The 20868-nt window shown below is 54.9% G+C and carries 14 protein-coding genes; 4 read left to right on the top strand and 10 right to left on the bottom strand.

Features of this window, described 5'->3' with window-relative positions:
• Nucleotides 1–116: 116 nt before the first annotated feature.
• Complete coding sequence (locus B9T62_RS07815; RefSeq protein WP_169834509.1) at nucleotides 117–2795, bottom strand: adenosylcobalamin-dependent ribonucleoside-diphosphate reductase; 2679 nt, start codon at nucleotides 2793–2795, stop codon at nucleotides 117–119.
• A gap of 53 nt (nucleotides 2796–2848) precedes the next feature.
• Nucleotides 2849–3100, bottom strand: a complete 252-nt coding sequence (locus tag B9T62_RS07810) for a hypothetical protein (RefSeq protein ID WP_087914740.1) — start codon at nucleotides 3098–3100, stop codon at nucleotides 2849–2851.
• A gap of 139 nt (nucleotides 3101–3239) precedes the next feature.
• On the opposite strand from B9T62_RS07810, the gene B9T62_RS07805 reads away from it, so the two are divergent.
• The 3 genes from B9T62_RS07805 to B9T62_RS07795 all read left to right on the top strand — a co-directional run bounded on the left by B9T62_RS07805 (nucleotide 3240) and on the right by B9T62_RS07795 (nucleotide 7356).
• Nucleotides 3240–4985, top strand: coding sequence for a DEAD/DEAH box helicase (locus B9T62_RS07805; RefSeq protein WP_087914739.1), 1746 nt, complete (start codon nucleotides 3240–3242; stop codon nucleotides 4983–4985).
• Complete coding sequence (locus tag B9T62_RS07800) at nucleotides 4982–6040, top strand: YqhG family protein (protein ID WP_087914738.1); 1059 nt, start codon at nucleotides 4982–4984, stop codon at nucleotides 6038–6040. Before B9T62_RS07805 ends, B9T62_RS07800 begins: the two co-directional genes overlap by 4 nt.
• Nucleotides 6041–6285: 245 nt before the next feature.
• Complete coding sequence (locus B9T62_RS07795) at nucleotides 6286–7356, top strand: hypothetical protein (RefSeq protein WP_087914737.1); 1071 nt, start codon at nucleotides 6286–6288, stop codon at nucleotides 7354–7356.
• Between the two features lie 1245 nt (nucleotides 7357–8601).
• Here B9T62_RS07795 and B9T62_RS07790 read toward each other — a convergent pair.
• The gene (locus B9T62_RS07790) at nucleotides 8602–8790 is read right to left on the bottom strand and encodes a YqzE family protein (protein WP_087914736.1); all 189 of its coding nucleotides are present in this window, start codon (nucleotides 8788–8790) and stop codon (nucleotides 8602–8604) included.
• Between the two features lie 166 nt (nucleotides 8791–8956).
• Between B9T62_RS07790 and B9T62_RS07785 the strand changes: the two genes are divergently transcribed.
• Complete coding sequence (locus B9T62_RS07785) at nucleotides 8957–9724, top strand: N-acetylmuramoyl-L-alanine amidase family protein (RefSeq protein ID WP_245864384.1); 768 nt, start codon at nucleotides 8957–8959, stop codon at nucleotides 9722–9724.
• Here B9T62_RS07785 and B9T62_RS07780 read toward each other — a convergent pair.
• The 7 genes from B9T62_RS07780 to B9T62_RS07750 all read right to left on the bottom strand — a co-directional run bounded on the left by B9T62_RS07780 (nucleotide 9711) and on the right by B9T62_RS07750 (nucleotide 20867).
• Nucleotides 9711–10598 carry a divergent polysaccharide deacetylase family protein gene (locus B9T62_RS07780; protein ID WP_245864383.1) on the bottom strand — a complete coding sequence of 296 codons (888 nt, stop codon included), beginning with the start codon at nucleotides 10596–10598 and terminating at the stop codon, nucleotides 9711–9713. The two genes, B9T62_RS07785 and B9T62_RS07780, sit on opposite strands and share 14 nt — an antisense overlap.
• Before the next feature lie 144 nt (nucleotides 10599–10742).
• Nucleotides 10743–11846, bottom strand: a complete 1104-nt coding sequence (locus B9T62_RS07775) for a glycerol dehydrogenase (RefSeq protein WP_087914734.1) — start codon at nucleotides 11844–11846, stop codon at nucleotides 10743–10745.
• 2101 nt (nucleotides 11847–13947) lie between these two features.
• Nucleotides 13948–15282: an FAD-dependent oxidoreductase gene (locus tag B9T62_RS07770; RefSeq protein WP_087914733.1), complete on the bottom strand. Its 1335-nt coding sequence runs from the start codon at nucleotides 15280–15282 to the stop codon at nucleotides 13948–13950.
• 29 nt (nucleotides 15283–15311) lie between these two features.
• Entirely contained in the window at nucleotides 15312–16859 is a 1548-nt protein-coding gene (locus B9T62_RS07765; RefSeq protein ID WP_245864382.1) for an extracellular solute-binding protein, read from the bottom strand.
• 102 nt (nucleotides 16860–16961) lie between these two features.
• Nucleotides 16962–17837 (bottom strand): carbohydrate ABC transporter permease, encoded by an 876-nt coding sequence (locus tag B9T62_RS07760; RefSeq protein ID WP_087914731.1) that lies wholly within the window; start codon nucleotides 17835–17837, stop codon nucleotides 16962–16964.
• A gap of 24 nt (nucleotides 17838–17861) precedes the next feature.
• Nucleotides 17862–18821: an ABC transporter permease gene (locus B9T62_RS07755; RefSeq protein ID WP_087920184.1), complete on the bottom strand. Its 960-nt coding sequence runs from the start codon at nucleotides 18819–18821 to the stop codon at nucleotides 17862–17864.
• Nucleotides 18822–18986: 165 nt separating this feature from the next.
• Nucleotides 18987–20867 (bottom strand): cache domain-containing sensor histidine kinase, encoded by a 1881-nt coding sequence (locus B9T62_RS07750; protein WP_169834349.1) that lies wholly within the window; start codon nucleotides 20865–20867, stop codon nucleotides 18987–18989.
• Between the last annotated feature and the right edge of the window lies 1 nt (nucleotide 20868).

The following is a 20868-nucleotide window of genomic DNA, read 5'->3' as shown; positions in this document are numbered from 1 at the left end:
GAATAATAAAGTTTTATTCTCGTTTAAAACGAATTATTCTCTCTTAAAATGAAACAATTCTCATTTAAAATGAAAAATCACACTCATTGAGTAATTCCTCCACGTTCCGTAACCTCTTACCCACACCGGCTATACCCGCAATTGCCGCAGGTTTTGCAGCCTTCGATATTGATCAGTGATGCACCGCCGCAGGAAGGGCACAGATCGCGTGACGCATCCGCGTGGCTATGGGAGCCATGACCGCCACGGCTGTCATCTACAGCCGGGGCAGGTACACTAGATTTCAGTTCGGCATTCAGCGCGTCGTTGAAATCAAGCTCCAGCGTAGCAGCTACCGGTGCGGGTACATGATCGTGATCATCCTGGGCGTTGTTCAGCACATGGGTTTCCAGTGCCTTGGCAACGGCGTCGGCAATCGATTCGACGCGGTTGGCTCCGAAGCCAATGGCGCCGGAGCCGCCGATGCCCTTCAGATGTTTGATCAGCAGCTCAACCTTCTCGCCATGGTCTCCATAACGGAGAAACAGGGAACAGACACGTCCCAGGGCTTCCGCCATCGCGAACACGTCGGAACCGGCTTTGCCCACGTTCAGGAAGATCTCCGCCGGTGTACGGTCCAGGTCGTTGATCGTAATATACGCCATACCAAACGGCGTGTTGATCTTATAGGTAGCGCCGCGCAGCACCTGCGGGCGTTTCTTGTATTGTTTGTCCATCACAGCCGGAGCCTGTGGTGCAGGACTCGCCGCTACTGCGGTGGACGTTTCTTGTGCTGTAACCGCAGTTGTTTCTTGTGCTGTAACCACAGCTTCCGCCGCCGGGGTTTCTTCTACTGCCGGAGCCGTTGCTTCGACTGCGCTGGTATCCTCTTTTTTCTTCGTATCCAGCACCTGCACATCACGGCTGCCGTCGCGGTAGATGGTTACGCCTTTGCAGCCGAGATCAAAGGCCATTTCGTACAGCTCAGCCGTTTCTTCCACGGTGAAGTCTGCCGGACAGTTCGCAGTCTTGGAGATCGAGCTGTCCACCCAGCGCTGAATGGCGGCTTGGGCGCGGATATGATCCTTGGCCGACAGATCCATCGAGGTAACGAAATATTCCGGCAGCTCCTGGCCCGGGTTCGCTTCCAGCCACTGCTGGGCAATCGGGACGAACTGCTCGTCATAACCGAGACGGCTCTGGCGGTAATATTTGAAGGCAAAATAAGGCTCGATTCCCGTCGAGGTTCCCACCATGGTCCCTGTGCTGCCTGTCGGCGCCTGGGTAATCACGGTAACGTTGCGCATGCCGTGTTCACGAATGGCTTCGCCTACCTCAGGATAGGTTTCGGTTATATTCTTCATGAAGCCGCTCAGCAGATATTTCTCGGTGTCGAACGCCTGGAAGGAACCCTTCTCGCCGGCAATTTCAGCCGAGGCCAGGTAAGCTTCGCGGGCCATGAAGCCATACAGCTTGTCCAGGAATTCCAGTGATTCCGGGCTGCCATAACGGATGTTCAGCTTGATCATCAGCTCGGCCAGCCCCATGGTGCCCAGGCCCACCCGGCGTTCCTTCTTCTGGTTCGCTTCATTTTCCGGGAAATGATAAGGTGTCTTGTCAATAACATTGTCCAAGAAACGCACGGAATAACGAGTCGTTCTAGCCAGATCGCTCCAGTCTACATCATGGTTCTTCTCATCGTAGAACTTGGACAGATTGACCGCCGACAGATTGCAGACGCCCCAGCCCGGCAGTCCCTGCTCACCGCAAGGGTTCGTACAGATAATCGGGTTGAAATACCAGCTGTTGGACATCTGGTTGTAATATTCCATGAACACGACACCCGGTTCTGCCGATTTCCAAGCCGATTCGATAATCGTCTTCCACACATCGCGCGCCTTGACTGTACGGTAAGGGATTACTGCACGTCCGTCCGCCTTCCACTTGTCAAGGTCGCCGTCCCAGATCTCGTCATAGTCAGGATCGGTGGTATCCGGGAATACCAGCTCCCAGTCCAGATCCTCCTTGACCGCCTTCATGAAGCTGTTGCTGACGCATACCGAAAGGTTGGCATTCGTAACCTGTCCCATCGTCTGCTTCACAGTGATGAAATCAACAACGTCAGGATGCCAGTCATTGATCATCAGCATCAGCGCACCTCGGCGGCTGCCGCCCTGCTCAATCAAGCCGGTTGTATAGCTGAACAGTCCGCCCCAGGACACAGAACCGCTGGAGGAACCGTTCACTCCGCGCACAATGGCGCGGCGCGGACGCAAGGAGGACAGGTTGATGCCCACACCGCCGCCGCGTGCCATGATCTCGGTCATTTCAGACAACGTCTGCATGATGCCGCCACGGCTGTCTTTTGGAGAAGGTACGACATAACAGTTGAACAAGGTCAGCTCTTCGCTAGCCCCTGCACCTGCGGCAATCCGTCCGCCGGGAACAAGTTTCCAGTCATCTAGAATGCTACGGAACTTGCCGGTCCATTCCTGCTGCAGCTGCGGGGTCTTCTCTACGGAAGCCATCGCGGTAGCCAGACGGTCCCACATCTCCTCAGGAGTCTTCTCAATATTCAGCGTCAGCTTCTCCACATCGGATTTCACCAGTTCGCCGCTGCGTGTCTTCACGGTTACGATCCGGCCTGTACGCTCCACGATCTCCCCGACTTCCTTGGTCGGGAACTTCGGATCATCCTTGGTCAGGACTAGCACGACATCGCCCACCTTGGCATTGTTGCTGTCCGCATCCTTCCAGGCGTAACGATCCAGGAATATTTTTTCGCTCAGGCCTTCCAGTCGCTGTTTAGGCTCCATTGTACTCAATAAAATAACCTCCCGCGGGTGTGATAGATAATATTTCCGTTCCTTTAAATGTGGGCCTTGATTTGATACCCACAGCATAAACTCCCTGCGCCAGCCTCAGCCGGGCTGAAGGTATCACGGAAGTTTATCTTGTCAATATCAAATAACCGGCAAAAGCAGGTTTTAAGCAACTTTTCAAGCTTTTGTAACAATATATTGTGTTCGTCAGCTTTTAAACTATACCACATATTGTATCGCAGGTCTTTTTCGAAAATAGGAGCCAGCAGCGAAAAATGAGCAAAAAGAGCAGATTTCATTATGTTTTCTCCTTATTTTGTCCAAAATCCACGGCAATTGCAAACAGCTCGAAAAATATCAGGTTATGAAATCTCTTGTTTACGCACATACTATTTCTACGTATTTCCGATATATATACGCGCCAGAGGAGGCTACCACATGACGCAATTATTCCGCAATTCTCTAAAAGCGCAAGGGGCGAAATCTGCACCGCTGCTGCCTGTCCCGCTCTCTTTTGACCGGAATTGGCTGCAGGATCTTGAACTCCGTTTGGATAAGGGAGGACCTTGGGGTGACCAGCGGTTGTCCCGGCTTGCTGTGCAGGGCGAAGAATCCGGGCTGGTAACCAGCTTCGATGAGCTGCAGTGCATGAAGCATCTGTCCGGCCTGTCTCCTCTGCCCCATCAGCTGGATACCGCCCACAAGGTTCTGTTCGAGATGTCGGGACGGGCCATTCTGGCGGACGAAGTCGGTCTGGGCAAAACCATCGAAGCCGGGCTGGTGCTCAAAGAATATCTGGTGCGCGGACTGGTTCGCAAAGTGCTGATTCTCGTTCCCGCCTCGCTGGTGCTGCAATGGGTCAGAGAGCTGAATGCCAAATTCGGCATCGCGGCGGTCGCCCAGAAGAAAGCTTATTCCTGGGGCAACGACATCGTGGTGGCTTCCATGGATACGGCCAAACGCGACCCGCATAAAGAGCTGCTGCTGGCCAGTGAATTCGACATGCTGATTATCGACGAGGCCCACAAGCTGAAGAATAAGAAATCAACTAATTATCTGTTCGTACAGCAGCTGCGCAAAAAATACTGTCTGCTGTTGACCGCCACTCCTGTGCAGAATGACATGGGCGAGCTGTTTAACCTGATCACGATTCTGAAGCCGGGCCAGCTGGGGAACCAGGGCGATTTCGCCTCCAATTTCGTGGTGGACAAGCGTCAGCCCAAGAATGAGGAGCAGCTGCGCGGGGAGCTGTCCAAGGTGATGATCCGCAACCGGCGCGGTGAAGGGGCGATGAATTTCACGAAACGCAAGGTGCGCAATATTCCGCTGACCCTCTCTCCCGAAGAGAGAGTATTATATGACGGCGTGACCGCTTTTGTCAAAGACCAATACCAGGAATCCGGGGGCAATCTCACCAGTATGCTGTCGCTCGTCACCCTGCAGCGGGAGGTGTGCAGCAGCCGTGATGCGGTATTCGTAACACTGGTTAATCTGATCAAAAAGCTGCCCGCCGATTCGCCGAAACGCGACCGCATGATGGAGCTGCTGCAGACGATCCGCACCGTCAAGACCAACACCAAGGCCGAAACTACGCTGAGGCTGATTCAGGAAATGAATGAGAAGGTCATCGTCTTCACGGAATACCGCGCGACCCAGGAGTATCTGCTGCAATATTTCCGCGACAACGGAATGCTCTGCGTCGCCTATTCCGGCGGGATGAGCCGCAGTAAGAAAGACTGGATGATGGACCTCTTCCGTGGCCGCGCCCAGGTGATGATCGCTACCGAAGCCGGCGGCGAGGGCATCAATCTGCAATTCTGCCACCACATGATCAACTTCGACCTCCCCTGGAACCCGATGCGGGTAGAGCAGCGGATCGGACGTGTCCACCGGCTCGGCCAGGCGCATGACGTTGTGATCTACAACCTCTCTACCGAAGGTACGATTGAGGAGCATATCCTGCATCTGCTGCATGAGAAAATCAATATGTTCGAGATGGTCATCGGTGGTCTGGATGTGATTCTGGAACGTTTTGAGAAAAAGGAGTCGCTCGAGAAAAGCCTGATCAAGATCATGCTGGAGGCAAAAAGCGACGAAGAGCTGCGCAGCGGGCTGGACCATATCGGTGAATCGCTCACAGAGCTGACGGCAGATATCACCAGAGAAAGCGGGGCGGCCACATGACACTCTCCACAGCACAGGTCCGCAAGCATGTAATGGATTATCTGGAAGCGACGGAATGCACCATTCTGGAGGTGTCCCCGCTCCATGTTACCGTGAAGCTCTCGCCGCGTGCCGACCGGCTGCTGACGGACCGCCCTTATTACTGGGGATTCGTCGAACGCACCGGCGTGGATCCCGAGACGCTGTCATTCACGTTCGTGTTTGATCCGGAGCAGTATGACAGCCTGGCTGCAGCAGCACCGCCTGTCCGTAGCAACGCCGGGACGTCGGGCGCAGTGATTGGCGCTGCCGCTCCAGGTGCTTCCGGTGAGATGGAAGCGGGAGCTGAGCCGGGAGCTTCTGCAGGTACGGATGGAGAGAATGGAGCGCCCGGTGGGTATAACGGTCCAGAGGACAGCATTCTGGCCCGCTATTTCGGCGTGATGCCGGTGCTGCCGCGCATCGGGCCGGGCATGATCCGGCGCGAGGATGTTACTTACGGCAGCAAGCGGCTGCGCCAGATCTGGAGCGCGGCCAAGGATGAAGGCAAAGCGCTGTATCTATTCGAGGAAGCGAACAGCAAGCAGCGCAACACCTTGTTCTCAGCAGCCTATGAGCCGTGGCTGGGCGTCTGCTACAAGGTCGAGATGACCTGCGACCTCAAGCGTGAGGAACTGCATTATATCGGAATCTCGCTGACCAGAGGAAGCATTGACGGCGATTTCAGCAGCAGGCTGGATTCGCTCACACTAACGCCCCGGCTGCCCGGCAATGTCCATATCCAGCCTTACGAGATGTCTGTGAGTGCGGCGACCGACCTGCTGGAAGCTCATCTGACCGCCCAGCTAGCGGAGCTGGACTACAGCTGGGCGGAAGAAGCCCGCGAACGGCTGAAGCTGGAGCTGACCATCATCGACATATACTACAGCGAGCTGCTGAAGGAGCCGGATGAGGAGAAACGCCAGGGTGTGGAGGAGCAGTATAACCGCCGCCGCCAGGAGACCTCCTGGCAGTATGAGCCGCAGATTGCAGTTTCTGCGGTTACGTATGGGCTGTTTCATCTGCGCAGCCTGTAGAATCTGACCCTGCTCGCTAAAAGCAGGCAAAAAAACAGCCGCTGATCCTGCGTCCCGCACGACAGCAAGCAACAGCCTTTTTAGGGCTTGTCCTCTACAATGGGCTGTAGAGCCTAGTGCCGGACGGGAATGGAGCGTGGAAAGGTGAGAACACTGATGAAAGTGATCGACTTGATGAAGGTGATGCACCTATGAAGGGGAACAGAACTACGAGAGGGTACAGTTCTGTGAGGGGGACGCAACCTGTGCTGGAGGAGAGGACCGTCAAGAGCTGGAAGCATAGGCTGAAGCGCCTGCCCATGGGCAAGATTGCCCTGATGCTCTGCGCAGGATTGACAGCGTTAAGCCTTAGCTTCTCGCTGCAGCTGTCTGCAACAGGGTCGGGAACTACAGCGACGCTCAGCACAAACGCTGCGGCGGATTCCGGGCCGGTGCTGGCAACAGTCGCGCCTCCTGCCACTGCGGCGGAATTTGCCCGGAGCAGCGTGGACAAGCTGGCTGCTGATGCCCCCTTCAGCAGCTGGAAGAACGCGCAGCTGGAGACTTATCCGCTGGGGCCGGGCACGCACAGCTGGCTGGTGAATGTGATGAACGGCGGGCAACGTGTCGGCTACCTGATTATTTCCGCTGCTGCCGATGGCGGCTACGTGCTAAGCGAATACGGGGCCGGAACCGAAGGCCTCCCTTACAGCATGACCGATCTGCGCCGTTATCTGGTGCAGAGCGCACTTATTCCTTCCTCTTATTCGGGAACGCTGGACGTAACGGCTCTCTATGGCCCTTTGCTGCCAGTCTGGAAAATAAAGCTTGGTACAGAAACTTTATACATTCATGCTGCGGTCCCTCAGGTATTGCCTTGGGGTGAACAAGAGGCTGCTAAAAGGCTGGGTGCGCAGACAGTGGTTGCACCGGCAATAACCAGCTTCCAGCCGGATGCCGCCCCGGTCCGCTCGACCCGCAGCGGCGGACCGGATGATCCCTATGCCGACCTCTCCTGGCTGTCGGCGCCCAAGCTTAGCGCTGCCATGGCCGAGCGGCTGGTGTCAGCCATTCCGCCTGGCGGAAGCCTGGCCTATCAAGCTGCCGGGCGTAATGACAGCCTGGGCTCGCCGTTCATGATCACCGGCTCGCAGCGCTGGAGCACCGGCGCCGGGCAGCCTGCCGTCAGCGCAGCGGTGATGTACGCTGCCACCGGGCCGGGCGGCAGGCGCTATCTGCCGCTGGCTGTGCTGCAGCAGGCCGGCAGCCTGCATCTGCTGCCGCTGCAAGGGCCAGCGGTGGTTGGCTTCCGGCTCCAGCCGCCGGAGGAGCAATAAGCTGCCGCTGTCTTTGATCGCTTTACCCTTACCATACACCAAACAGCGCTTCCCCACTTATTGGGAAGCGCTGTTTGATGTATTACTACTTATCCAGTGAGGAATGATAGGGAAATTCTACCGCTAGTTGGACGAAAGTTGGGCATTCTGGTGAACTGATAGTGAATTTTTATCACTAATGAAGTCCTATCCGCTCCGAAAAGCCCTAAATGGACGATGTAGTGGTCACTTTTCCCTATAAGCCACGACAATCGAGCATGAGCCAGGTATTAACGGTAGTTTTTCCCCATAGACACCTCTGTTGTACTACTCCGAAGGTGCAAACCTACTTGGGGATGGCTGGGGTCCTAAGTAGTAACCGAAAGTGCAATCCAAATTGCTAGATATCAGCCGAATAAGTGCGAATCTGCAACTAATTTCAAGTAAATCACACCTGAAGCGTTCAAATGTCCAAAATAGATGCGTATTCGGCTATTACTTAGGACCCTGCGAGGATATAGAAGGTTTACTTACGAAGGTTAGGGATCGCACTACCGTAATCCAAACCCTCCCCACCCGAACTTCAGGTAACCTACGTCCTAACGGACCGTATAGCTCCTATTTCCTCATTTCTGCGCTGGTTTGGAATGTAACGGACCGCATAGCCTCTATATCGGAAAAACAGGCCTTAACTAGTGGGTTTCGGCTTGAATAGGGGCTCCTGAGTCCGTTAGAACTGCAAAACAGCCTTTTTTCAGTAAATAGAGGCTCCTGAGTCCGTTAATAGTCTGAAAGTTAATCGCTGGTTACCGGCGACAGCCTTCCTTTGTTATACTTAGCCTCCTTGTCGCGCGGTGTGGTAGGACAGGCTCGGACGAGTAACACAAGGAACACAAGGGGGCCTAAGTAGTAACCGTATTCGCACTTATTTCCTCCAAAACGGAAATAATAGGCTAATTAGATGCAGTTTCGCAACTAATGGATTGGCTCCCTAATTAGGTAACAAAGTCGGTATAATTCTTATTATAAGGAGACCTAAGCAGTAACCAGTTTCTACAATTATTCCGGCCTGATGAAGCTGTAAGTGGTAAAGTGCTCATTCTGTTTAACCATCTCTCTGCAAATGTAAAGCGTGCATAAGCGGCGAAATTAGATGCCTTTTGAGCAAATACTCTTGCTGCTCCCGAAAATCTCCTTACCTTGATCCGTCCGCTTAACAACCCATTCACACGGTGCTGCCCTGTTGTACGTTCAGTGAATAAACGGCTACCTCTTTAATCTGCCCATCCACTTTCTGCACCAAAGTGACCAGCCCAGCGGGAGCATGCCGAACCATCGCTGTGACCAAGGCTGCTTGACAGCCTCTCTGCGCGCATGCCTGCCACGCGGATCTTCTATATATACAACCACTTTTTCCGTAATGTATTTCACCAGCTCATCTCCACCGGAAGCCATAAGGCCACCTCCTCTTATTCATTCCCACTTGCTGCTTAAGCTCCATCGATATTTATTCTTAGTGTGCACCGTTAAGCCGGCCGCTAAACTATGAGCGTTTATTTCGTATAGGTTGTCCTCTTGCAGCGCAACCTAATCGTGAATAATATGTGGGGAGGTTCGATGATTGTTGAAAAAGATCTTGCTCTGCCGGATTATACCGGCTGCTTCACCCTGGCGCAGACTTCTGCGTTGCCTTCTGCCCGGATTGGCCGCAGCCGGCTGGCTGCTGTCAGCGGGTTATGCCCAGGGGGCGGGCGTTCCGCCCAGTACCGGCGCAGTCCCGGCGGAACGGCAGCATCTGCTGGGGCATGACCAGCGGATGATTCTGATCGACGCCGGACATGGCGGGATTGACGGCGGTACCTCCTATGGCTCCATTCTGGAGAAGGATATTACGCTGGGGATCTCGCGCAAGCTGTTCCTGATGCTGCGCAGTGACGGCTTCGGCGCCATTCTGAACCGGCTTGGCGACTATGCGCCCAGCGACGACAACCGCTGGCTGCGCAGCTCCTCCCGCCATATGCGGGATTTGGCCCAGCGCAAGGAGCTGGCCGAGACGATTCAGGCAGCGGTGGTGGTTAGTATCCACATCAACTGGGCGCCTTCACCTGCGAAGCACGGTCCCCTGGTGCTCTACCGACAGGAAGGCCGCAGCTTTCTACTGGCCCAGTCGCTGCAAGAACAGCTGAACCGTCTTTATCAGACGGACGCCTTGACCAGACCAGGCAAGCCGTTCTATCTGCTCAACAAAATAACCGCCCCAACAGTAATTGTCGAGGCGGGTTTCATCAGCAGCCCAGTCGACCGGGCCCAGCTGTGCAGCTCGAAGGGCCAGCAGCGGATTGCCGAGGCGATAGCCGATGGCATCATCGCATATCTTATGGAAGTGTAGGACCGGCGCTCCAGTTCCACTCCGCCTTGACCAGTTCCGAGATACCGATGAATTCAACTTGGTCCTTCAGTTCTGCAATGCCGCCGCGGATGCCTGCGGCGGTTACTTTGCCTTGGATGCCTACATGGCCGATGGTAACGCAATACCTGTGCTTCTGGGCATGCTCGCCGACCAGAAGCATCTGCTTAAGCACATGCTGGGTGGTGTGGACATCATCCAGAAAGATATCATTCTCCACACGCGGCAGTCCGCTTGCTTCCGCCATGGTCCCGGCGACGGAACGGTAATTGGTGCGGCTGTCCACAAAAAAAAGTCCCCGCTCCTTGCACACCGCCAGTACGATACCCATGATCCGTTTGTCCCCTGTCACCTTGGAGCCCATATGATTGTTGATGCCAATCGCATAAGGGACATTATCCAGCGCGGCTTGCACCCGCTGGCGGATTTCGGCATCGCTCATGTTCGCCAGCACCGCTCCCGGCCCCAACCATTGCGGCTTGCCGTGACGCGGCTCCATCGGCAGATGAAGCAGTACATCGAAGCCGCGTTCATGTGCACGGCGCGCATCCTGCTCCGTCGTGGACAGGAATGGCATGATTGCAACCGTAATCTTCACCGGCAGATCAAACATCTCGTCCGTCCCTTTCATCCCGTTGCCGAAATCATCAATGATCAGGGCCACACGGCGGGTTCTGCTGTCTTTAACCCGCGAATCTGTTTGGCCTTGAATGCCTTCGGCGGCGTGATGTCCGCTGGCGGCAGGGACAGCCGCAGATCGGGCGGCAGCGGAAGAACCGCCAGGCACTGTAACGATCAGCAGGGCAATCAGAGCCAACAAACTGTCACGTTTCATTCTCGAGCAGCTGTGCAGCATACGCTTCTCCTCCTTCATGTGTAATCCTTGCTCTCATTGTTGGGATCATGAAGGATAAATATGTACCCGCCGGCCAGCGCAATTATTAACAATAAGCCCTCCCGATGTTAAGTAGAAGCAACCTGCCCTGTTCCGGTACCGCTCTTACGATGAGCCTGCTGTCTCCATGCCCCGCTTGTCCGCCGCTATAATGGCAGCCAGCACATCCTCCGGCTCCACCCGAAACGGCATGTTGCCCATCGGGCTATCCTCAGCGCAGCTGGCTGCCGCTGCCAGCCGCAGCTTGTCGACACTGATGCCCTCAAGCCCCAGCTCCTGCAATGTAACCGGAAGCCCTAAGCTGCGGCAGAATAGGATAGCTTCGGCGATCTCCTCCTCCGCTGCCCGCTCTAGCACAAGCTGGACGATGGTGGCGAAAGCCACCTTCTCCCCGTGCAGCTTCCCACGGCATTCTTCCAGCACCGATAAGCCGTTGTGAACAGCGTGCGCCGCCGCCAGTCCTCCGCTCTCGAAACCGATGCCGCTTAGGTAAATATTCGCTTCAACAATATGCTCCACGGCCAGAGAACATACGCCAGCACGTACATCACTCAGCGCCGCTTCACCGTACAGGAACAAGGTATCACGGCACGCGCGGGCAAGGGCTAATGCGGCAATGGACCCGGTACCACCTGCTGAAGTGAGTGCGCCGGACGCGTGACAAGCTCTGGCCTCGTAAAAGGTAGACAACGCATCCCCCATCCCTGCGGCAAGCAGCCGGGGCGGCGCCTTGGCGATGAGCGAAGTGTCAGCAATGACGGCAGCCGGACTGCGGGTCAGAGGAAGGTAGCGGTCGAAATCTCCTGCCTCGGTGTACAGAACGGACAAAGCGCTGCAGGCCGCATCCGTGGATGCAGCCGTCGGTACAACTATAACCGGCAGCACCGCAAATTCGCTGACGGCCTTGGCCATATCCATTGTTTTGCCGCCGCCGATACCTAGAATGATATCTACGTGATCCAGCTCCACAGCAGCAATCATGGCTTCGGCCTGAACCCGGCTGCACTCTCCCTGCATTGCTGTCAGCTCCAGCGGAATTGAACATTCGGCGAAGCTGGCGGCAATAGCCTCCCTATGGCCTGACAGAATAAATGGATCTACAATCGCATACGCCTGCTTCGCCCCCAGCTGCTTACAATAATTGCCCAGCTTGTGAAGCTCTCCGCCGCCCTGAATATATCTGGACGGTGAATAAATTACCTGCACCATAACCGCAAGACCTCCTTATGTATCTATCCTCACCCTCCCATTATAAGGATAATTATCCTGTTTGTCCCGCCAGCTTTTGCCCGTCCCTGCAAGACATTGCATGACTTCTTCTGTACCAACACATACTAACTTCATCACATATCCTATAGACGCCTTCTAGCCCCTTCGCCCTATATGCTCTGCTGCGAGATCACGAACGGTAGGAGCAAACGGGCAAGGCAGGCGACGCAGATGGCGGTGGGGACGAACGAACGAAGGAGTAACTACTCTGGGCCGAGCGGACTCAGGAGACCTTAGTGTGCTGATTTACACACTTTTTAACCGGCTAACGGACTCAGACGATCCTATTTACTCCCAAACGCTCACTTTGGGGCGCAAAACACATCAATAAGAGCCATGCATCCGTTAAACCCTCCAAAATGACTATATTACTCCAAAAGGCTATACGGTCCGCAACAGGCGTAGGGAAAAACAGCAGCAATAGCAACCACTAATCACCAGCAGCGGCGAGAGCAGCATATGGTAGTTAGCGCGACCACATTAAACAACAGCTAAGCGGCGGCAGCGATACTGTGATTGCAATGGCATACCGGTGACTATAGAGTCACGAGTTAATGTATCAAGCCCCCGCTGCGGGGTCTTTTATCCTTGGAGGACTAGAGGCAGGCTAAACAAAAGCGACCATGCAGTCCATGGTTAGGACCCGGGCCGCTCGCGGAAAATTTAGTTGCGAAAACGGTTACTACTTAGAGCCCCCTTGTGTTCCTTGTGTTACTCGTCCGAGCCTGTCATACCACACCGCGCGACAAGGAGGCTAAGCATAACAAAGGAAGGCTGTCGCCGGTAACCAGCGCTTAACTTTCAGACTATTAACGGACTCAGGAGCCCCTATTTGCTGTACAAAGGCTGTTTTGCAGCTCTAACGGACTCAGGAGCCCCTATTCAAGCCGAAACCCACTAGGTAAGGCCTGTTTTTCCGATATAGAGGCTATGCAGTCCGTTACATTCCAAACCAGTGCAGAAATGAGGAAATAGGAGCTATACGGTCCGTTAGGACGTAGGTTACCTGAAGTTCGGGTGGGGAGGGTTTGGATTACGGTAGTGCGATCCCTAACCTTCGCAAGTAAACCTTCTATATCCTCGCAGGGTCCTAAGTAGTAACCGAAAACGCATCTAATTTGCGAAATTTTACCGTTTTGGAGCAAATAGTTGCAAAAAGGCATCTAATTTGGACTTCTGAGCGAAATAGACCAGTTTTACTCGAAATTAGTTTCAGAATAGCACTTATTCGCCCACTAGCTCGCGATTTGACTGAATTTAGTTGCAGTTTCGGTTACTACTTAGGTCCCCTAGCCCTCTTCGCTCGTAACCCTCGCTTCGATTTCAGACGGTTGCGGACTCAGGAGCCTCTATTTGCTGTACATAGGCCGTTTTGCAGGATTAACGGACCCAGGAGCCGCTATATCACAGAAAACCCTCGCTTTAGAGCCTGTTTTGACGACTTAGGGGCTATACGGTCCGTAAGACGTCAAAAGATCGCAGATAGGAGGAAATAGGGGCTATACGGTCCGCTAGAATGCAGGTTACCTAATTCAAGGGGCTTGGAGTGTCGCAGGGTCCTAAGTATTAACCAGTTTCGCATCTATTTACTCCGAGCGTTCCAGAGCAACATTCTAAACGACCCGCTGGGGCGAACCAGCAACTTAGCTCTTGGCTCTTGGCTCTTGGCTCTTGGCTCTTGGCTCTTGGCTCTTGGCTCTTAGCACTCTGCATTCAGCATTCAGCATTCAGCACTCAGCTTCTAGCTCTTAGCACTCGGCTCTTAGCACCCAGCTCTATTCCCGCTTTGCTCTTCGTCCTATGCACTTTGCACTTCGACCTTTGCTCTACGCTCTTCGTCCTATGCACTTTTCACTTCAACCTTCGTCCTATGCACTTTGCACTTCAACCTTTGCCCTATGCACTTTGCACTTCGACCTTTGCTCTATGCACTTTGTGCTCTCGTCACTCGTCACTCGTCACTCCTCACCGTCACACCTCGCACTCACTATGCCCTGTTCTCTTCAGCTCTAGCAGCACTAAATCCCGCCCAGCCCCGGGCTTAAGGCAGATAAGCCCCTTCTTCCCGCAACCGCGTGCGCAGCTGCTCCACATCCACGGCATGCACATCCGGCTCCGCCACGCCCGCCGCCATCGCAGCGGCCAGCCCGGCGGCTTCGCCCATCGCCAGGCAGACGGGCATCACCCGCACGCTGCCCTGAACCTCACGCGCACAGGAGATGGCGCGCCCGGCCACCAGCACATTGCGCAAACCGCGCGGGGTGAGGCAGCGGTACGGAATGCCATGCGATTCCCCGGGGCCGTAGCGCTTAATGGCTTCCTGCTTGCCGCCCTCCTGCTTCTCCTCCTGCTCGGTCCCGTGAATATCGATGAAATAGCTGTTGCGGCAGATTTCATCCGCGAAGCTTCTGCGGCTGACATAATCGTCCACGCTAAGCACATAATCACCAGTAATTCTGCGGGTCTCCCTGATTCCCATCAGTGAACCGGTATTGGCTACATAAGCGCTGCCGAACGCTGCCGGCATATACTCCGCCAAAGCTTCCCGGTAGACGGCAGCCAGCTTCCGGCCTTCCATCAGCGCGGCTGATACCGAATAGGCGTCCGTGTTGTCCACCTCCCACAGATGTCCGGCGTTGAAGCCAACCGTTCGCGGTGCAATCATATTGTTGCAAATATGCGCGTCGGGAATGGACGGGTAGCTGCCGGAACGCAGGATGTCATAGATCGGGCTGCTTTTATTGTCGCCATGAAGCAGCGGGCCATTCAGATAGGCATATTCATCGACATTGCCCAGCGTGAAGCAATGGGTGGCGGGCATCAGGGCGCCCGTCTCGGGCGCCCCCTTCAGATAATCCGCGCCGGCCCAGGCAGCTACATCAGCGTCCCCGGTACAATCCACATAGACCTTGGCGGTATGCGCCCGCAGCCCGTTTTTGCTGGCGGTAATCAGGGCTGTGATCCGGCCGTCCCCGTCTGTCTCCACAGAACCAAGCGTGGTCTGGAACAGTACGGTAACCCCCGCCTCCAGCACCAATTGATCATAGATCACCTTCAGCTTCTCCGGCTCAATCGGTACCCAGTCCAACGCCTCCCGATCCACATGGGGCATCTGCTGCTTCAGTTCTTCGAACACCTTCATCGCCAGTCCCCTGTAGATAATCGTCTCCTTGTCGGAGAAAGGGCACCAAGCCGGGACCAGCCCCGAGGTTCCCATCCCGCCCAGACTGCCGGTGGCTTCGATCAGCAGGGTGCGGGCGCCTTCACGCGCCGCTGCAGCTGCTGCCGTACAGCCAGCCGGTCCCCCGCCGACCACAATAACATCCCAGCCTCCGTCGACCGGAAGCTCTAGTCTCTGCAGCTTGTAAGTTTCCACACTTCAACCTCCCATATAGATGCCAACGCCTATTTGGCGGCAGATGCTGAATACCAATCATTTACTTCCTTGTAGCTTGCTTCTCCCCCGGCGGCATTGTATTTGCCTACGAAGGCTTCCACAGCATCAACCGATTCTTCGCCGACAATCACCTTGACCGCAAAATCATTAACCATCTGCCCCAGTGCGGCATTGTTCTTGGAGAACTCCGGCAGCGTTGGCGCCATGGCCAGCGGCTCTGCCACCCGGGCTTCCGCCGGAAGCTCGTTGTTCAGATAGTTGAAGGCTTCGAATAGACGCTGATCCTTCTGCACGCGGGCCTGCCAGTAGATCGGATAGTTTTGCTCATCTACACCTGTGAGATAGTTGACCGCAAGTCCGCGCTCATCCGTAAAAATCGGCAGAATCGGGCTGTACACGCCATCCTTGAAGGTATAATGCTTATTCTCCTCTCCGATGGAAATCAGCTTGAAGGTTTCCTTCTCCAGCTTGGCATTCATCCATTTCACAGCATCCTCTGGATGCTTCGACGCTTTCGGAACGAAGGTAATCCGGTCGAAACCGCCGCCCATGCCGAGCCCCTGCTTGCCGTCCTTGCCCTTCAGTGCCGGAATATACGTGTATTTGGCATCTGGCAGATTCTGCGCCAGGGCATCGGCAATCATCGGAATGTCATACCAGCCAAGCGGAATTACGCCTGCACGCCCGCTGGTGAACTTCTCTTTGACTGTAGCATCCTTATTGACGGCGAACTCTTTGTCCAGCAGCCCCTGCTTATACAAATCTGCCACATAAGTCAGGTATTCCTTGAAGCCGGGATTCTGCGGGGTAGAGACCAGCTTATCATCCAGGATATCCCAGCCATGCGAGATGCCGAAGGAGCCAGTCAGGTTGGGAATCATCGGAATGGAGCCGTCAATGGTCATCGGTGCGCCTTTATCCCCGGTGCCACCTGGATCTTTCTCTTTAAAAACCTTCAGCACCTCGGTCAGCTCATCCGTAGTAGTGGGTACGGCAAGCCCCAGCTTGTCGAGCCAATCCTGGCGAATCAACAGGCTCATCGCGGCGAATTCAGAGGAACGGTTCGGAATGGCATAGATTTTGCCGTCCACCTTCATCGCCTCCAGCGACTCTTCCGAAACGGCTGCTTTGATATGCTCGCCATATTGATCAAGCAGCGGTGTCAGGTCAACCAGTGCGCCCATTTTGGCATAATCGGTATACACCGCCTTATCCCCGCCAATCGTGATCACATCGTAAGGCTCGGCGGACGAGATCAGCAGGTTCAGCTTATCCATCGCCTTGTCCGCAGGCAGCATCTCATATTTCACCTTGTAGCCGGTTTGCTCCTCAATCACTTTGGCCACCGGATAGCTGTTGTAATCGTCCTTGGACCAGATATTGAGCATTCGCAGCTCCGGCTTGGCCCCACCCTCCTCCGGTGCCGACGACTCCGTCGTGCTCCCGGGAGCGGATGAAGCCCCCTGCTGATCATTGTTTCCTGAAGAACCACAGCCGGCAGCACTGAGCGCAAGCCCGGTGCACAGCAGAAGTGACAGCCATTTTGCAGATTTCATGATATAACCCTCCTAATATCGTATGAGTGAATCCATGCCTATTATGAAACGCTTCTGGCAAGAAGCGGCTTCAACAATCCCAAGCGGTCCGCACATCTGCCATCAGCCCTTGACCGAGCCAATCAGCACACCTTTGATGAAATACTTCTGCACAAAAGGATATACACAGAGAATCGGCACAGTAGAGGCAACAACGGTAGCGGCACGTATCCCCTCCGGCGACATGTTCATCAGGTCATCCACGCTTTTATTGGTCACATTGGCTGCGCTGGCATCCATCACCACATCCTGCAGATAGAGCTGCAGAGTCTTCAGCGCCGTATCATTGATATAAATCATGGGGCCGAAATAATCATTCCAGTAGCCCACCGCATAAAAAAGGGCAATCGTCGCCAGCACCGGCATACTGAGCGGCAGAATAATCCGGAACAGCACCGTATAGGTCTTCGCCCCGTCGATCCGTGCCGATTCTTCAAGCGCCTCGGGCAGGCTTTCGTAATAGCTTTTGATCACCAGCATGTTGAACACACTGATCATTCCCGGCAGAATCAGCACCCACAGATTGTTGATCAGATGCAGCTCGCGCATCAGCAGATAGCTCGGAATCAGGCCGCCGCTGAACAGCATCGTGAAGATGAACAGCACCATCAGGAAGGAGATGCCGGGCAGGTTTCTTTTGGATAACGGGTAGGCGGTAAGCGCTGTCAAAATAATCGAAAGTACCGTGCCGACCACCGTAACGCCGACCGAGATGCCGAACGCCCGCAGAAACATCGCCGAGGAAACAACCTCCTTCAGGGTATCCAGCTGAAAGCCAATGGGCAGAATGCCCACCTTGCCGGAGATAATGGCCCATTCCTCACTGACCGATTTGGAGAAGACATTCGCCAGTGGCAACAGCATCACCAGAGCCAGCACGATCAGAAACAGATAAACACTGATGTCCAGCAGCAAATCTCCTTTGGTTCGTTTATTCATAGCTGCAGTTGCTCCTTTCCTAAGCTACCAGATCCCGCGGTTCAGCAGCTTGCGGCTGATATAATTGCCGGAGATGACCAGAATGAAACCCACCACTGAATTAAACAGGCCGACTGCGGTGCTGAAGCTGTAATCCATTTTGCCTAAGCCGATCCGATAGACAAAGGTTCCAATTACATCGGCGGTTTCGTAGACAACGGGATTGTACATCGTCAGAATCTGCTCGGTGCCCGCATCCAGTACGGAACCCAGCCGCAGGATAAACATCAGCACAATGGTCGGCAGAATCCCTGGCAGCGAGATATGCAGCATTCTGCGGATTCGGCCCGCCCCGTCGATGGCAGCGGCTTCATATTGCTCCTGGTCAATCCCGGCAATGGCGGCGATGAAGATGATGGCGTTCCAGCCGACCTCTTTCCAGCCTGCCGTAAAGACTACCAAACTGCGGAAATACTGGTTGCTGACGAAGAAGCTGATCGGCTCACCGCCAAACCACTGGATGATGTTGTTCACCAGTCCGCCCGAAGTGGACAGGATGGTGACGAACAGTCCGGAAATAATCACCCAGGACAGAAAATGCGGCAGGTAGATAATCGTCTGCACTGTCCGCTTGAAGAACATTCGCCGTACCTCGTTCAGCACCAGTGCAATCACGATCGGGACCGGGAAGAGCAGCACGATTTTGTAGACACTGATGAGCAGCGTGTTCATAAAGACCTGTCCGAATTCCTCGGATAATATCAGCTTGTGGAACTGTGCCAGACCTACCCATTCACTGCCCCTGATCCCGTCGAAAATATTGAAATTCTGAAAGGCGATCAGCACGCCATACATCGGTGTGTATTTGAAGAGCAGCAGAAACAATAGGCCAGGGATCAGCAGCACATAATAATCCCGGTTTCTCCAGGCCAGTCTCCACTTGCCGGAAGGGCGGGTGCGCAGCGGTTTAATCCGGCGGCTGCGGTTCAGATCCGTGGCATTCATGCTCAAGGCAACTTCACCTCCATCTGTTTGTAAGTTGATTATACTGACAAACCCGGTTTGGAGTGTAGGTGGTAATCTGATTATTTCTGGTCTCAGACGACTGTATATGGGATAGCCGGGGGAATCCACCCAGTAAGGCGGCGAGTGTTCCCAGCCAGCCGAAGCTCAATCCTCCGTAATCGCTTTCACTTTAATCCTGATGATCGTCCCCTTGCCCTGTTCCGTCTCTATGGACACGCCGTATCGTTCGCCTGCGAAGTAGCGGATTCGCTCATGGACATTATAGAGTCCAAAAGAGCTGTCCCCTTCCTGCTTCACCCCAGGCTCCGGCTCCAGCAGCAGCCTCTCCGCCTGCTCCGCGCTCATGCCGATGCCGTCATCGGCGACGGTCAGCAGCAGATCCTCCTGCTCACGCGCTGCCCTGATGCGGATCGTTCCCTGCTTGCCCTTGCTCTTGCGGATGCCGTGCAGCAGGGCATTCTCCACCAGCGGCTGCAGCGTCAGCTTCGGGATCAGATATTGCTCCAGCCCCGGCTCCTGCTCAATGGTGAAGCTGAAGGTGGACGGGAACCGATTCTGCTGAATCTCCAGGAATACACGGGCCAGATTCAGCTCATCGGCAATGCTGACATTATCCCGGCCGCTGTTCAGGCTAAGCCGGAAATAGCGGGCCAGCGCTTCAATCATCTGGCTGGTATCCTCCGCATCATGGGCGATGGCCGACCAGTTGATCATATCCAGCGCATTGTAGAGAAAATGGGGATTGATCTGCGCCTGCAGGGTCCGCAGCTGGGCTTCCCGTTCCTGTATCTTCGCCCGATAGGAATCCTCCATCAGGTTATTGACCTTATGGATCAGGTGGTCCACGCTGCGCTCGAGCAGCCGGAAATCACCGTCCGGCAGCGAACGCCGGTCCTCCAGCCAGCCAATGCCCTCCTTGCGGATCATCCGCAGGATCAGCTTCACCCTGCGCTGCATGCCCTGCACCATGAACATCAGCAGCACAAATACCAGCACAAGGAACATCACCGTTATGCCGCCCAGCGCTGCAATGCTGGTGAATTGATTAAGCGCAGTGGCGCGGTGCGAAATCTCCGCCTTCGATACCTGGGCGACCAGCTTCCAGCCGGTTGTGCCAATGGAGGAGTAGACCAGATGCAGCTCCTCCCCGCCTTCCTCCCGTTTCAGACTGCCTTCACTGGATGTCTGCAGGGTGCGGATAATATTGTCCGGCAGCTTCGCCGGACGCTTCACTACACTCTCAGCATCGGGCTCTGCCGCTGGCTCCACTGGCTCAGCAGCTGCCACTGCCTCCGCAGTCGCCCCACTGTAGATCACATTACCGCTCCCGTCGATCAGATACGGAGCGTATTGCTCCGAGAAGTTCAGCCCGGAGACAATCTCAGCAATCAGCTGCTGCGACATATCCAGCACAAGCACCCCGATAATCTCTTCATATTGCTGCGGGTTGCGCAGAATCCGCGCCGCCGAGAATACCTCACGTTCGCCGCTGTCTATATAGTTCTCCGTGTAGATTCCGCTCCAGACGATACCGCCGCCAGCTTCCTGCACAGCAGGGTACCACGGGTACTGCTCCATATCGGCTAATGGATAGAGATTGATCCGGTCACTGCCGTAGAGCCGGCTCTTATCCACATAGAAGCGCACCCGAAACACATCGCCGTTCTCCTGGGCAGTCCCGGCCAGATTGCGCAGCTCCTTGATCTGGCTCAGCTGCTCTGTAATCGTATCCTGTCGCTGCAGGTTGTCGTATAGAATCTGATTCATAAAAATCGAATTGCTGCTGTCCCGGATATGGTTCAGCTTATAAGTCAGGTTCAGCGCCGCCTGCTTCAGCGTCAGCTGCATCGTCCGCGTCACCTCCTCCTCCAGCACATCATTCGAGCGCTGATAGAAGGATGCCAGCATAATTGAAGCCGGCAGCAGAATGAGCAGGACGTAAGCGAGCAGCCACTTCCGGGCTGCCACCATTCCCTGCAGCAGCCCAGCCAGCAGCTTCCATCCGGACTCCATCGATCTCCACATG

The organism is Paenibacillus donghaensis (assembly GCF_002192415.1).
In the GTDB taxonomy this organism is placed as follows: Bacteria; Bacillota; Bacilli; order Paenibacillales; family Paenibacillaceae; genus Paenibacillus_AQ; species Paenibacillus_AQ donghaensis.
This window is presented reverse-complemented; position numbering and strand designations above follow the sequence as displayed.